The sequence below is a fragment of the Limosilactobacillus sp. genome, from assembly GCF_022482365.1.
GTDB lineage: Bacteria > Bacillota > Bacilli > Lactobacillales > Lactobacillaceae > Limosilactobacillus.
Genome location: NZ_JAKVPE010000001.1, coordinates 2,096,521 through 2,109,709, shown reverse-complemented (window position 1 = coordinate 2,109,709; position 13,189 = coordinate 2,096,521). Strand labels below are relative to the sequence as shown.

Genomic DNA, 13,189 nt, shown 5'->3' with positions numbered 1-13,189 from the left:
CTTTTTACTAAAAAATGTCAAAGATGCCATGGGGCAAACGCCTCACGACCTCTTTGACATTTCATATTTTAATTTTATTGAACGGTAACGGACTTAGCCAAGTTCCGTGGCTTGTCGACGTCCAGGCCCTTGCCAAGGCTGGTGTAGTATGCCAGCAGCTGGGCTGGAATCACAGACAGCAGCGGCGTCAGGTATTGGTCGACGTCTGGCAAGACGATCGTGTCGTCCTCCTGGGCCAGGTGACGAGCAACGATCGTGATCGTGTTGGCACCCCGCGCCCGGGTCTCATCCAGGTTGCTCCGGGTCAAGCCGGCAGTCCGGTCCTGGGTAATGATGCCCAGTACTGGCGTCCCCTTCTCGATCAGCGCAATCGTCCCGTGCTTCAGTTCACCAGAAGCAAAACCTTCCGCCTGCACGTAGGAGATTTCCTTCAGCTTCAGGGCTGCTTCCAGGGAAACGCTCCAGTCGATTCCCCGACCAATGTAGAAGGCGTTCCGTGGCTTGGACAGGTAGCGAGAGGCCACCTCTTCAATCTCCTTCTTGCTGTCGGTAATTGATTGCATGCCGTTGGCGACCAGGCCGAGTTGGTGCTTAACGTCGAAGCCCTTGGCAGCTTCCTTGCCCAGGTATTCACCCAGAGCCTTAGCCAGGATTGCTTCTACGGCAATCTGAGCGGTGTAGGCCTTGGTGGAAGCCACGGCAATTTCTGGACCGGCATAAAGCGGTTCCGTAAAGGTTGCTTCACGGGACAGGGTGGACTTGTCGACGTTAGTGATGGTCAGGCTTGGCCACTTGTGTTCGTTGACCCCGACCAGAACCTGCCGACTGTCGGCCGTTTCACCACTCTGACTCAGGAAGATGAAGAATGGCTTCTTGGACAGCAGTGGTTGTTCGTAGGCAAACTCGGAAGAAATGTGGGCCGTGGTTGGAATGCCACAGAGCCGTTCGAAGAGCCGGGCACCAACCAGACCGGCGTGATAACTGGTCCCGGCACCAATGATGTAGAGGTGATCAGCTTCGGCCAGCTTTTGAATCAGGTTCGGATCAATCTGGGGATCGTCACTGTCGCCAAAGTATTCCCGAACCAGCTTCCGCATAACGGCCGGCTGCTCATCGATTTCCTTCAGCATGTAGAATGGGTAGGTCCCCTTGTCGGCAGCACTTGGATCCATGTCAACCGTGAAGCTTTCGCGACTCTTTTCGTTGCCGTCGAAGTCCTTGATCGTGACGTGGTCCGGCTTGACGATCACCAGCTCGTGGTCGGCAATTTCCATGAACCGGTTCGTTTCCTTAATCATTGACATGGCGTCGGAGCCTACCATGTTGTAACCGTCGCCCAGGCCGACCAGCAGCGGACTCTTGTTCTTCGCAACGTAGAGCGTCTCCGGATCTTCCCGGTCGATCATTACAAAGGCGTAGGAGGAGTCCGCGCTGATCAGGCGCAGAACCTTCAGCATTGCCGTCTCGGTGTCCATGTGGTTTTCCACAACAAAGTGGTCTACCAGCTGAACGATGACCTCGGTGTCGGTCTGGCTGTTAAAGTGAACGTCCGCCAGGTATTCCTTCTTTAATTGAACATAGTTTTCAATCACACCATTGTGAACCAGGTAGAAACGATTATCCTGGGAGTACTGCGGGTGCGCGTTTGCCTCGGTTGGGGCACCATGCGTAGCCCAACGGGTGTGGCCAATCCCGGACAGCCCGTGAACGTCATCGGTCAGGGCTGCTTCCAGGTTGCTGATCCGTCCTGGCCGCTTAACCAGGTAGTCGTGGCCGTCATTATCGTTAACGTAAACCCCGGCAGAATCATAACCACGGTATTCCAATTTCTTTAAACCATCGATTAAAATTGACAGGGTCTTATCGGTCCCCGTTACACCAACAATTCCACACATAATTTTTCCATCCTTTTATTTTAATTGGTATAGATCAATAGATTAGCCTAATGGTCTGCTACAACATATATGTATGATACAAGTTTCGGCGGTCCATGTCAATTAAAGGCCCTGCATTGGTCTAGGTCAAAAAAATAGGCAAAAAATAAAACTGGTTCACTTTTCGTAAAGCAAACCAGTTTTAGTTTCTTTTTACTACTTAACTTCTAGCTCGGCGCGGGCAACATCACCAATTTCTTCAACATATTGGTGAACGAGCTCCGGCGTCGGGGCCTCGGCCATGATCCGCAGCAGCGGTTCCGTCCCGCTCGGCCGAACCAGAACCCGACCGTCGCCGTGCATCTTTTCCTCGACCGTCGCAATCACCTGCTTCAGCTTTGGATTGTCCATTGCGGCAGCCTTGTCCGCAACCTTGATGTTCAACAGCTCCTGTGGGTAGGTCTGCACATCGCTGGCCAGTTCCTTCAGGCTCTTGCCACTTTCCTTGACAACCGACAGCAATTGCAGGGAGGTCAACATCCCATCCCCGGTCGTGTTGTGGTCGAGGAAGATGATGTGCCCGGACTGTTCACCACCCAGGTTGTAGCCGTTCTTCAGCATTTCTTCGACAACGTAGCGGTCACCGACCTTCGTCTTAACGCTCTTCATGCCGTGAGCCTCCAGGGCCTTGTACATCCCCAGGTTGCTCATCACAGTCGTTACCACCGTGTCCTTCTTCAGCATGCCCTTGGCGTCCAGGTACTTGCCGCAGATGTACATGATCTTGTCACCATCAACGATGTTTCCTTCGCTGTCGACGGCAATGCAACGGTCACCGTCACCGTCGAAGGCCACCCCAAGATCGGCGCCGTTTTCAACAACCGCCTTCTGCAGTCCTTCTGGGTGGGTCGAACCACAGTGAAGGTTGGTGTTCAGGCCATCCGGCTTGGCATTGATGGCGGTAAAGTCGACGTTCATGTCGGCGAAGAGGTTGGAGACAAAGGCACTGGTGGCACCGTTAGCGGCGTCTACTACGATCTTTAAGCCGGACAGGTCGGTCGAAACCGTCTGCTCAAGGAAGGAGGTGTACTTCAACGCTCCTTCGTGGTAATCGGCCACCGTCCCGAGGCCCTTATCCGATGGCCGTGGCAGCTCGTCCGTGTTGGCATCCAGCAACTGCTCGATTTCGTATTCCAGGTCGTCGGACAGCTTGAAGCCGTTGCCCCCGAAGTACTTAATCCCGTTGTACTTAATCGGGTTGTGACTCGCCGTGATCATCACTCCGGCATCGGCTTCCTGGGCCCGAACCAGGTAGGCAACCCCGGGCGTCGTCACAACGCCGAGCCGCAGAACCTCAATGCCGACGGAGAGAAGCCCGGCAATCAGGGCGTTTTCCAACATCTGGCCGGAAATCCGCGTATCCCGGGCTACTAATACCTGGGGCTGCTTGCGTTCTGAGTGACGCGTCAAAACGTAGCCTCCCGCACGGCCAACCCGAAAGGCCAGTTCCGGACTCAAATCTTTATTTGCAACTCCCCGAACACCATCGGTACCAAAATATTTCAGTTTCATCATATACTCCTTATTTATCAAGACTGACTGCTGCTCGATTCGGTCGAGCTCGTGTTGTCATTCGTATTATTACCTATGCTACTACTTGATGAGCCAGTTTGCACCTTTTTCCCGCTAGAGGAATTGGATGCGGACTCGTCATCCGTCCCCGACGAACTGCTGCTCGAGCTGTCATCGTCACCGTTCTTTGAATTGATCGGTACGGTAACGTTGGTGGTCGTCGGAACGATCGAGACGTTCAAGATTTGGCCGTTCTTATCGAGGGCTTGGAGGGTCACCTGCCGCTCCAGAGTGCTCTTCGCATCCCGCGGCACAACGACATAGGCAACCACCCGGCTTACCCGTGAAACTTGATCCTGAGCCCCGGTGACCTGAACGTTGCTGACGTCCGCCCGGGCCCGACCAACCTGATAGCCATCGGCCAGGTTCCGCGAGTTGACCCGGACCGTGACCTTCATATTGACCGTGCGCCGCTGCTGGATTCGGACGTTGATATCCTTCGGCACTACCGTCGCTTTGAGCTCCGAGTTCAGGCCACTGGTCTTAATTGGCACCTGGTGCTTGCCCGGCCCCAGCTTGCCGAGGTTGACGTAAACCTTGAAGTTCTGCGTGTTGGTAGTGGTGGTTACCAGAGCGGACGGTCCCGTGATTTTGACTTTGACGTACTGCGGATAACCCGTCACCACGTACTTGGAATTATCGATCGTGATGTCCAAGGGCATTTTGATCGTGGCCGACTTGTTCGACATCAGGGCGCTGTTGTTGCTGCCCCGGGTCGTCTGGCGCAAAAAGCCACTCTTGCTGCCGTTAACGTAGGCAAAAAGCATGATGGCCAGAATTAACGAGGAAAGTCGCAGCACCCACTTACGGCTGAAAAAGCCCTTATTGTTGTCCATGCCGGCCACCTCCATGTCCTACAAAAAGCGAGAAGATTCGCGTCAGAACGCTCTCGTGAGCTGGTTCGTGCGTGCACAGCTGCGATCGCAGGAACTTCAGGTAATCGTTCTGCGACATGTTGCGGATCAATTCGTTGTCCTTAGTGATCGAGACCTCGCCCGTTTCCTCGGAAATCACGATCGTGACCGCATCCGTGACCTCACTGATCCCGACCGCCGCCCGGTGCCGGGTCCCCAGTTCCTTGGGGATCAGCTTGCTGTCGGACAGGGGCAGGTAGGCCGCCGCCACCGCAATCCGGTTATTCTTGATAATCACAGCCCCATCGTGCAGCGGCGTGTTCGGAATAAACGTGTTGATCAACAGGGCGCCGGAAATATCCGCATCGAGCGGAATCCCCGTTTCAATGTACTCTTCAAGCCCCGTCTTCATCTGAATACTGATCAGGGCACCGATTCGCCGCTTCGACATGTACTGAATCGCACTATCAAGCTGCTTGATCATTTCCTCCTCGGTTTCGTTGGTCGACTGGTTGTGGCTCAGGAAGGTCCCACGCCCCAGATGCTCCAGCCCCCGGCGGATTTCGGGTTGGAAGATGATCACGATGGCAATGACACCCCAATTGAGGATCTGGTCCATCACCCAGGAAACGGTACTGAGGCCCGCATACCAGGAGATGACCTTGACCAAGATGATGATCAGGATTCCACGAAAGAGCTGGACAGCCCGCGTCCCGCGAATCAGGATCAGCAGTTCATAGATCAAGAACCAAATGACCAAAATATCAATGAGGTGAACCAGATTTTGCCATGTCAAAAGCGAAGTTATAGACTGCATCGCATTCACCATCCTCTAAATTCACGATCATATTATATCATTTTTTGCATTTGGCGAAAGCGCCACACTAAATTCACAAATATTTGATATGATTGTCATGATTAATTCTTATTTAAGGGGGTATGGCGATGGTTAAGCGTCTCTCACCGACCTGGCAGATCCGCCTCTTCTTCTGGGTCCTAATCATCCTTTTGAAACTGTTCATGAAATCCCCCTACGACTTCATGGCACTGAATACTTTTCTCGGCTACGTCCCCATCGAGCTCAGCTTCCAGATGCACCGCTTCAACGATCGGCGGGCACTGGCCTTTTGGCTCCTGCTCCTCATCTGGCTGGCCTTCTATCCCAACGCTCCCTACGTGATGACCGACCTCTTCCACCTCTCCTGGCTTCATCCCCACACCAGCATCAACGGCATTTTGCGCTCCGATCCCTACATCTGGCTGGTCTTTGCCATCATGATGATCTGTGCGCTCAGCTGTCTTTTGATCGGCACCATCACCATGGAGCGGGTCGCCCGCCAGTTGACGAACCTGACCACGCCGCACCACTCCTGGCTGCGCTTTGTCTGGATCATCATTTTCACCTTCCTGGCCAGCGTCGGCATCTACATCGGCCGTTTTCTGCGGCTGCATTCCATCTACCTGCTCTTCACCCCGTCTTGGTTCTTCCGTCAACTCTGGGGAATCTGGCAACCCAAGATGCTAGTCTTCGCCGCGATCATGACCGTCCTTCAACTGGTCGTTTATTGGTTCATCAAAATCTGCCAAGCCTATAAATAATAAAAAAGCCCACTTCCAAACGGAAATGAGCTTCTTTTTTTGATCTAAGTTACTTTTCTGCCAGGGCAGCCTTAACCTTGTCAGCCGTTGGGATTGATGGCATTGCCCCCATCCCCTGAACTGTCAGGCTGGAAGCACGCTGGGCGTAAACCAGAGCGTCCGCCACGTTGGACAGGTCGTCTTCCAACTGAGATGAAAGGGCCCCGATGAAGGTGTCACCGGCCGCCGTGGTATCAACGGCGTGAACCTTAAATGCTGGCACCAGACCGTACTTGTCGCCTGGGCAGGAGTAGAAGACCCCCTTGGATCCCAGGGTGATCAGCAGGTGCTTAACCCCTTGCTTGCGGAAGTAGTCAGCGCTCTTGAGCATCGAATCTTCGTCGGTGATTGCAATCCCCGTCAAAAGGGCACATTCACTTTCGTTCGGTGCGATCACGTCAGTGTACTTCAGCAGTTCCGGCAGAATGTCGTGAGCCGGTGCCGGGTTCAGGATCGTGGTAACGTTGTGTCCCTTTGCCTTCTTAAATGCCGCCAGGGTGACATCCTGTGGGGTTTCGAACTGGCTGATCAGGAAGTCAGCGCCATCCAGAACATCGTCAATGTCGTTGACCAGGTCGGGCGTCATTGCCTGGTTGGCACCACCATAAATCATGATGTCGTTTTGCCCTTCCGCGTCCAGGGTCACGGCAGCGGAGCCGGTCCCGTGGTACTTGTCAACCGTGATGTGATGAACATCAACGTCGTTATCCTTTAAGGCCTCAAGCATGTACTGACCTTCGCTGTCGGAGCCAACCGCACCGATGAAGAAAGTCTTGGCGCCAGAACGAGCCGCCGCAACGGCCTGGTTAGCGCCCTTGCCACCCGGGGCCGAGCTCTTGCTCTTAGCAGAGATCGTCTCGCCTGGTTGTGGGAAACGGTCAACGTGGTACGTCGTGTCAACATTGATGCTACCTAATACAACTACTTTTTTGCTCATGTTTTGAGCCTCCTTATTTAACCGAATTCTTAACAGTATTTATTCTAGCATACCCATAAAACGATTACAAAGCCTAAGGGGCCAAAACGTAAAACGTTTTATAAAGCTAAGCTAAAATGGGGCCCGGTCTGATCAGCCGGAGCCCCACTTTAAATTTTTTTAATTCCGACCGATAATCCGAACCTCAGTCTCAAGGTCGACGCCGAACTTGGCCTTAACGGTCTCCTGGACGTGGTGAATCACTGCCAGGTAGTCGCTGGCCGTGCCGTGATCGATGTTGACGATAAAGCCAGCGTGCTTGGTGGAAACCTGGGCCCCACCGTGCGTGTAGCCCTGCAGGCCAGCATCGTGAATCAGCTTACCCGCAAAGTAGCCCTTGGGCCGCTTAAAGACACTCCCGCAGGATGGCAGATCCAGCGGCTGCTTGGCGGCCCGCCGTTCGTTGAGGTCGTCCATCTTGGCCTTGATTTCATCATAATTACCCGGTTTCAGGGTGAAGGTGGCGTCTAATACCACCCCGTGATTGTCCTGGACGCTGCTGTGCCGGTAGCCAAAGTCCAAGCCCTGGTTATCATAATGCTTGATCGTCCCGTCCGGCAGCATTACCGTTGCGTCGGTGACCACGAACTGGGTCTCACCACCGTAGGCCCCAGCATTCATGAAGACCGCCCCACCGATACTGCCGGGAATGCCGGCCGCAAATTCCAAGCCGGTCAGACTGTGGTCCCGGGCGGCAATCGTCGTGTCAATGTAGGAAGCTCCGGCCTGGGCGGTCACCTGGTTGTCCTTGACCGTGATCTTGTTCAGCCGGGTCAGGATGATCGTCAAGCCATCGATTCCCCCGTCGCGGACGATCAGGTTGCTGGCGTTCCCCAAGACCGTCAGCGGCATCTGGTGTTCACGCACGTAGTCAACCAGCTGCTTGACCTGGTCGACGCTTTCTGGGAAGGCCAGCCAGTCCGCCGGTCCCCCCGTGCGCGTGTAGGTGTAGTTCATTAAGGGTTCGTCCTGCTTGATATCAATCTCCGGAAATTCATTCATTAAGTTAGCCATTCAGTAAGCCTTCCTTTTCTTATCCATAATTTTGACTCTGCCCCTAATTGTATCATGATTTCTGCAGAACTTTTGCGAAAACGATCGAAGCCCGCTAGAATAGTGATAATAACAAAATGAAAGGTGGCAGCTTCATGAACTTCATCGCGATGGATTTTGAAACCGCCAGCGGCAAGCGTTACAGTGCCTGCTCACTGGCCCTGACGATCGTCCGCGATAGCCAAATTGCCGACGAGTTCTACACCCTGATCAACCCCCACACCGACTTCTTCTGGCGTAACGTCCAGATCCACGGAATTCACGAAAGAGACGTCCAGGATGCGCCTGATTTCCCGGCCGTCTGGGAACACATCAAATCCTTCTACACGCCCGACAAGCTAGTAATTGCCCACAACAACCGCTTCGACAACAATGTCTTAAAGAGCACCCTGGAGCACTACGGGATCGAGCCACCGGCCTACCAGACCCTGGACACGGTCCGCTCCAGCCGGCAGCTGATTCCCGGCCTTGCCAACTACAAGCTCAACACGGTTTGCGACGCCCTCAACATTGACCTTCATCACCACCACAACGCCCTTGACGATGCCCAAGCCTGCGCCAACATTCTACTCTACCAGGACCAGCATTTCGGCGACCAAAAAATCAAGCCTTTCATCAAGATGTTTGGCTAAGAAATCAAAAAGCTTCAGGAATCTTGCTTCCCGAAGCTTTTTTGCTATTCAGCTGGCCGATATTCCATCACTAGGGCTGGGCGGCCCTCCTCAGTCGTCGTGCCGGTCTGGACAAAGTGACAGCCCTGGTAAAGCTTAATTGCCGGCGTGTTGGTAGTGAAAACCGTCAGCACCAGCGACTCAAGGCTGCTGTAATTGTCAAACCAGTATTCGGCCTCCTCGACCAGGAGCCGACCGATTCCGTTGCGCCAATACTTTTTGGCAACCACCACGCCGAGCTCCCCCGCCGTGGGTTGGGACTCCAGCACCATCACCGTGACAATCCCCAGGATCTCCTCGCCCAGCATCGCGAGCATGATCACGCAGTCGTCGAACTGGTTGATCAGGTCGATGTTTTGCTTTTCCTGGTCAACGGTGACTTGGGCAAGATGGGGCACCGTCACGGCGTCACTCTCGGTCGCCGCTTGCCGCAAAAACTTTAGTACCTGGGGCGCGTCATCACCCGTTGCCAGCTTGATTTCTACCTCATCTGCCATCAGTTCGCCACCTGAGCGACCAGGGCAGTGAAGTGTTCACCATGCGGTTCAAATTCCAGCACCCGGGTGTTTTCGTCGTCCGTCCGCTTGAAGTGGATGGCCAAGAAATCGGCCGGCAGCTCGTCTTCCACGAACTGGGCCCACTCGACGACGCTAACCCCGTCGCTGTCAAAGTATTCTTCTAGCCCCAGGTCCTCGGCCCCACCGTTTTCCAGCCGGTAGGCATCCATGTGGTAGAGCGGCAGGCGGCCATCCTGATACTCCCGAATGATCGTGAAGGTCGGGCTCTTGATCAGGTCGGGAATGTCCAGTCCCTTCGCCAGGCCCTTGGTAAAGGTCGTCTTGCCGGCACCCAGATCACCATCCAGGACCAGGACGTCGCCAGCCTTGAGCAGGCGGCCAATCTTTTCACCCAGGGCGATCGTCTCGTCCCGGCTGGTTAAGGTTAATTTTTGCATTGTGTGCACCTCGAATAATCAATCTGCCCCTATTTTAACTTACCGGGCCCCAGATGACAAAGCCGACCGCTCAATGAGTCCAGGAATAATGATAGTGCTGACTGGGGCGCGAGCGGCCCAGCGTCTGACGACCAGCCCGGATCGTGACCACCAGTCCCGCGCGCACCTGCTTTTTCGTCCGGGCTCCCTGATCGACCAGGACCATCTTGGCCAGCGCTTGGGTCTGATTGATGACGCTAGTACGATCCGCCGCGGACAGGCCCTTAAACTCTGGGCTCACCTGGATCGTACACCGGTTGCCGCCGCGGTAATGAATGCGCCGAATGTACTTGGCATAGCCGTAGTTGCCCGGGTCACTGTCGGCATAAGTGCGAACCTGGGTCAGATTTTCCTGCAGGGCGGATTCGACCGCCTCCCGACCATTGGCTTGGGCAATCCCGGTCAGTGCCAACAGGCCACCACCGATAATGATGATTCCTAAAATCAGCCACCGTTTGATTGTCGCCACCCCCTTAATTAAGAAATGGGATCCCACCGTCCATCTGACACCGGGATCCCGTTTTAATTTCAATCTTTAATTTACAGTGTTTGGGCAGCCGTGATCATGGCAACCTTGTAAACGTCGTCCTCATTGCAACCCCGTGACAGGTCGGCAATTGGAGCGTTCAGGCCCTGCAAGATTGGACCAACGGCGGTGAAGCCACCAAACCGTTGAGCAATCTTGTAGCCAATGTTCCCTGCTTCCAGGCTTGGGAAGATGAAGACGTTGGCGTGACCGGCAACCTTGGAGCCCGGAGCCTTCAGTGCACCAACCTCTGGAACAAAGGCGGCATCAAACTGCAGCTCACCATCGGCTGGCAGGTCAGGAGCCATTTCGTGCACCTTAGCAGTGGCGTCGGCAACCTTGGTAACCATGTCACCCTTAGCAGAGCCCTTGGTAGAGAAGCTCAGCAGGGCAACCTTTGGATCAATGCCGAAGAGCTTTGCGGTTTCGGCACTCTGAACGGCCACCTCGGCCATCGTTGGTGCGTCCAATTCGATGTTAATTGCACAGTCAGCGAAGACGTAGCGCTGGTCGCCCTTGAGCATCAGGAAGGCCCCGCTGATCCGCCGTGCACCTGGCTTGGTCTTAACGATCTGGAGTGCCGGACGAACGGTTGAACCAGTGGAGTGAACGGCACCGGAAACCATTCCGTCGGCCTTGCCCATGTAGACCAGCATCGTCCCGAAGTAGGAGACGTCCTTGAGCATTTCCGTAACCTGTTCCGGCGTGTTCTTGCCCTTCCGCCGTTCCAGGAGGGAATCAAACATGGCCTTCTTGTCAGCCTCTGGGTATTCGGCTGGGTCGATGATTTCCAGGCCACTGATGTCAAAGCCGTTGTCGCTAGCGGTCTTTTCAATGTCAGCACGGGTACCCAGCAGGATTGGCTTTACCAGGCCGTCGTTTTGCAGGCGGATGGCAGCGCCCAGAACCCGCTTATCTTCACCTTCTGGGAACACAATCGTCTTGTTTTGTCCCTTGACCTTTGCCGCAATTTCATCAAATAATTCCATTATGCAAACCTCCTCTAGTGATCGTTAAGTATCTACAATCCTAGTTTGCTACTCGCTCGTCAACAACTGGCTGGGCCGGTAGTTGCCAATCAATTGGCTTTTCTCCCATTGCCTGAAGTGCTTCGTTGGTCTTGGAAAATGGCCGGGAGCCAAAGAATCCCCGGTTAGCCGAGAGCGGACTCGGGTGTGCCGATTCGAGAACAATGTTGGTGTTCAGGTTGATCAGCTTCTTCTTGTCCCGCGCGGCCCGTCCCCACAGGATGAAGATCACCGGCTTAGGGCGCTCGGACAAGGCATGGATCGCCGCATCCGTCAGCTGCTCCCAACCGTGACCCTTATGGGAAAAGGCCTGGCCATCGCGGACCGTCAGAACCGAGTTCAAAAGCAGCACTCCCTGGTCAGCCCACTTCTTCAGGTAGCCGTGGTTAACGGGCGTGCAGCCAACATCGCTCTGCAATTCCTTATAAATATTCTGCAAAGACGGCGGCACCGGTACCCCGGGCAGCACTGAAAAGCTGCAGCCGTGGGCCTGGTGGGGACCATGATAAGGATCTTGGCCGAGAATAACGACCTTAACCTTATGAAACGGCGTCCACTCGAAGGCCTCAAAGATGTGGTGCATCTCCGGATAAACCGTGTAATGCGAATATTCTTCCTTCAGGAACTGGCGTAGCTGCGCATAATATGCACTCTCAAACTGTGGTTCTAGAACACCCCACCAGTCATTATGAATTAGTTGTTTCATGACTATCAGCACCTCGTTTCCTATTTTAGCATATCTGTTAAGGCTCTGCTCACCAAAATGAAAACGCTTTGTTAGTAGGCATTTCTTCAATAAACTGGTAAAATGTTATTGAATAGGCAGAATGGTGGTGAAATTATGCGCAAACTTTATCTTCGTGATCACGCCACGGATCTCCACGGCACGACCGTCATCCGCGACCACCAGGGACGGTCGTGCTACCTGCTGGTTGGTAAGTGGGGGATGCGCCTCGACGTCCTCTCCCTTTATGCCATTAACGGAGAATTGCTCGCCGAGGTCAAGCAGCAGTCGCTCGGTCTCCTTCCCAAGTTCTCCCTCTACGTTAACCGGGAAAAGGTCGGTACCGTCGGCAAGTCCCTCGGCTTTGTTCGCCAGGTGATCTACATTCGGGGCCTCAATTGGATCATCGTTGGCTCGCCACTCGCCGGTCGCTACCGGGTCTTCCAGGGGGGTCACAAGGTCTTCTCCATCCAACCCGTCGAACTAACCTCTAATTACTACCATGAGCTAACGATTGAGCACCAGGAGGAGGAGCCGCTGGCGATCCTCGTCGCCAGCGTTCTCGACCACTGGGCCCGCCGTGGGCAGCGTGAACCCGGTCGGCTCCGTTTCCGCAACCCGCAAACGTGCGGTGATCTCGGCATGGGTATCACCCTGCGGCGAAGCCATTCGGACGTTTTATATTAAAGCAAAAGGATCAAGCATTTTTCGTGCTTGATCCTTTTTTGATTTGTCCTTAATTAATAATGTTTCATTACCCGTTCGATCTCACGGTTCTGCTCGCGGCGCTTGATGTCCTCGCGCTTGTCGTACTGGTGCTTCCCCTTGGCAACCCCCAGTAGGACTTTGGCGTAGCCGTGCTTGATGTACATCTTCAGCGGAACCAGGGTAACCCCCTTGTTCTGCAGCTCACCGGTCAGCTTGTGAATCTCCTTTTTGTGCAGGAGCAGCTTGCGATTGCGCAACGGGTCCTGGTTGAAGTAGGTCCCGTTGTCGTACTCGCTGATGTGAACGTTCATCAGCCAGGCCTCGCCATTCCTGACCTGAGCAAAACCATCCTTGAGGTTGACCCGGTGCGCCCGGACCGACTTGATCTCGGTCCCGGTCAGCACCAGTCCCGCCTCGTAGGTGTCCGTCACGAAGTAATCGTGGCGGGCCTTTTTATTTTGGGCAATTAAATTATCGTTGTTCTTTTGTTGGGATTTCTTTGCCATTTTAT

15 protein-coding genes are annotated in these 13,189 nt (G+C 54.3%); 3 read left to right on the top strand and 12 right to left on the bottom strand.

What is annotated here, in order from left to right:
• Positions 1-74: 74 nt before the first annotated feature.
• The 4 genes from glmS to cdaA form a co-directional block, all read right to left on the bottom strand.
• Entirely contained in the window at positions 75-1,895 is a 1,821-nt protein-coding gene (gene glmS, locus LKE23_RS09920) for a glutamine--fructose-6-phosphate transaminase (isomerizing) (protein ID WP_291977190.1), read from the bottom strand.
• Between the two features lie 195 nt (positions 1,896-2,090).
• Positions 2,091-3,446: a phosphoglucosamine mutase gene (gene glmM, locus LKE23_RS09915; RefSeq protein ID WP_291977189.1), complete on the bottom strand. Its 1,356-nt coding sequence runs from the start codon at positions 3,444-3,446 to the stop codon at positions 2,091-2,093.
• A gap of 17 nt (positions 3,447-3,463) precedes the next feature.
• Positions 3,464-4,342, bottom strand: coding sequence for a CdaR family protein (locus tag LKE23_RS09910; protein WP_291977188.1), 879 nt, complete (start codon positions 4,340-4,342; stop codon positions 3,464-3,466).
• The gene (gene cdaA, locus LKE23_RS09905) at positions 4,329-5,177 is read right to left on the bottom strand and encodes a diadenylate cyclase CdaA (protein WP_291977187.1); all 849 of its coding nucleotides are present in this window, start codon (positions 5,175-5,177) and stop codon (positions 4,329-4,331) included. The genes LKE23_RS09910 and cdaA overlap by 14 nt, the downstream gene beginning before the upstream one ends.
• 128 nt (positions 5,178-5,305) lie before the next feature.
• Between cdaA and LKE23_RS09900 the strand changes: the two genes are divergently transcribed.
• Positions 5,306-5,959, top strand: coding sequence for a DUF1361 domain-containing protein (locus LKE23_RS09900; protein WP_366512164.1), 654 nt, complete (start codon positions 5,306-5,308; stop codon positions 5,957-5,959).
• Positions 5,960-6,008: 49 nt separating this feature from the next.
• On the opposite strand, the gene rbsK is transcribed toward LKE23_RS09900, so the two are convergent.
• Together rbsK and murB are read right to left on the bottom strand one after the other, a co-directional pair.
• Complete coding sequence (rbsK, locus tag LKE23_RS09895; protein WP_291977185.1) at positions 6,009-6,935, bottom strand: ribokinase; 927 nt, start codon at positions 6,933-6,935, stop codon at positions 6,009-6,011.
• A gap of 159 nt (positions 6,936-7,094) precedes the next feature.
• Positions 7,095-7,988 carry a UDP-N-acetylmuramate dehydrogenase gene (murB, locus tag LKE23_RS09890; protein WP_291977184.1) on the bottom strand — a complete coding sequence of 298 codons (894 nt, stop codon included), beginning with the start codon at positions 7,986-7,988 and terminating at the stop codon, positions 7,095-7,097.
• Positions 7,989-8,122: 134 nt separating this feature from the next.
• Between murB and LKE23_RS09885 the strand changes: the two genes are divergently transcribed.
• The gene (locus LKE23_RS09885) at positions 8,123-8,659 is read left to right on the top strand and encodes a 3'-5' exonuclease (protein ID WP_291977183.1); all 537 of its coding nucleotides are present in this window, start codon (positions 8,123-8,125) and stop codon (positions 8,657-8,659) included.
• A gap of 44 nt (positions 8,660-8,703) precedes the next feature.
• On the opposite strand, the gene LKE23_RS09880 is transcribed toward LKE23_RS09885, so the two are convergent.
• From LKE23_RS09880 to LKE23_RS09860, 5 genes are all read right to left on the bottom strand, one after another.
• Positions 8,704-9,195: a GNAT family N-acetyltransferase gene (locus LKE23_RS09880; protein WP_291977182.1), complete on the bottom strand. Its 492-nt coding sequence runs from the start codon at positions 9,193-9,195 to the stop codon at positions 8,704-8,706.
• On the bottom strand, positions 9,195-9,653 hold the full coding sequence (gene tsaE / locus LKE23_RS09875) for a tRNA (adenosine(37)-N6)-threonylcarbamoyltransferase complex ATPase subunit type 1 TsaE (RefSeq protein ID WP_291977181.1): 459 nt from the start codon (positions 9,651-9,653) through the stop codon (positions 9,195-9,197). The genes LKE23_RS09880 and tsaE overlap by 1 nt, the downstream gene beginning before the upstream one ends.
• Positions 9,654-9,723: 70 nt before the next feature.
• Entirely contained in the window at positions 9,724-10,161 is a 438-nt protein-coding gene (locus LKE23_RS09870) for a hypothetical protein (RefSeq protein ID WP_291977180.1), read from the bottom strand.
• Positions 10,162-10,232: 71 nt separating this feature from the next.
• Positions 10,233-11,207, bottom strand: coding sequence for a phosphate acetyltransferase (gene pta, locus LKE23_RS09865; protein WP_291977179.1), 975 nt, complete (start codon positions 11,205-11,207; stop codon positions 10,233-10,235).
• 40 nt (positions 11,208-11,247) lie between these two features.
• On the bottom strand, positions 11,248-11,952 hold the full coding sequence (locus LKE23_RS09860; protein WP_291977178.1) for a uracil-DNA glycosylase: 705 nt from the start codon (positions 11,950-11,952) through the stop codon (positions 11,248-11,250).
• A gap of 135 nt (positions 11,953-12,087) precedes the next feature.
• On the opposite strand from LKE23_RS09860, the gene LKE23_RS09855 reads away from it, so the two are divergent.
• On the top strand, positions 12,088-12,657 hold the full coding sequence (locus LKE23_RS09855; RefSeq protein WP_291977177.1) for an LURP-one-related/scramblase family protein: 570 nt from the start codon (positions 12,088-12,090) through the stop codon (positions 12,655-12,657).
• Between the two features lie 53 nt (positions 12,658-12,710).
• Here LKE23_RS09855 and smpB read toward each other — a convergent pair whose 3' ends face one another.
• Positions 12,711-13,184: an SsrA-binding protein SmpB gene (smpB, locus tag LKE23_RS09850; protein WP_267201298.1), complete on the bottom strand. Its 474-nt coding sequence runs from the start codon at positions 13,182-13,184 to the stop codon at positions 12,711-12,713.
• Positions 13,185-13,189 lie beyond the last annotated feature (5 nt).

Bases quoted from the DNA above. Each gene is read 5' to 3' on its own strand.
- glmS (WP_291977190.1), bottom strand. From the start codon at position 1,895: ATGTGTGGAATTGTTGGTGTAACGGGGACCGATAAGACCCTGTCAATT.
- glmM (WP_291977189.1), bottom strand. From the start codon at position 3,446: ATGAAACTGAAATATTTTGGTACCGATGGTGTTCGGGGAGTTGCAAAT.
- LKE23_RS09910 (WP_291977188.1), bottom strand. From the start codon at position 4,342: ATGGACAACAATAAGGGCTTTTTCAGCCGTAAGTGGGTGCTGCGACTT.
- cdaA (WP_291977187.1), bottom strand. From the start codon at position 5,177: ATGCAGTCTATAACTTCGCTTTTGACATGGCAAAATCTGGTTCACCTC.
- LKE23_RS09900 (WP_366512164.1), top strand. From the start codon at position 5,306: ATGGTTAAGCGTCTCTCACCGACCTGGCAGATCCGCCTCTTCTTCTGG.
- rbsK (WP_291977185.1), bottom strand. From the start codon at position 6,935: ATGAGCAAAAAAGTAGTTGTATTAGGTAGCATCAATGTTGACACGACG.
- murB (WP_291977184.1), bottom strand. From the start codon at position 7,988: ATGGCTAACTTAATGAATGAATTTCCGGAGATTGATATCAAGCAGGAC.
- LKE23_RS09885 (WP_291977183.1), top strand. From the start codon at position 8,123: ATGAACTTCATCGCGATGGATTTTGAAACCGCCAGCGGCAAGCGTTAC.
- LKE23_RS09880 (WP_291977182.1), bottom strand. From the start codon at position 9,195: ATGGCAGATGAGGTAGAAATCAAGCTGGCAACGGGTGATGACGCGCCC.
- tsaE (WP_291977181.1), bottom strand. From the start codon at position 9,653: ATGCAAAAATTAACCTTAACCAGCCGGGACGAGACGATCGCCCTGGGT.
- pta (WP_291977179.1), bottom strand. From the start codon at position 11,207: ATGGAATTATTTGATGAAATTGCGGCAAAGGTCAAGGGACAAAACAAG.
- LKE23_RS09860 (WP_291977178.1), bottom strand. From the start codon at position 11,952: ATGAAACAACTAATTCATAATGACTGGTGGGGTGTTCTAGAACCACAG.
- LKE23_RS09855 (WP_291977177.1), top strand. From the start codon at position 12,088: ATGCGCAAACTTTATCTTCGTGATCACGCCACGGATCTCCACGGCACG.
- smpB (WP_267201298.1), bottom strand. From the start codon at position 13,184: ATGGCAAAGAAATCCCAACAAAAGAACAACGATAATTTAATTGCCCAA.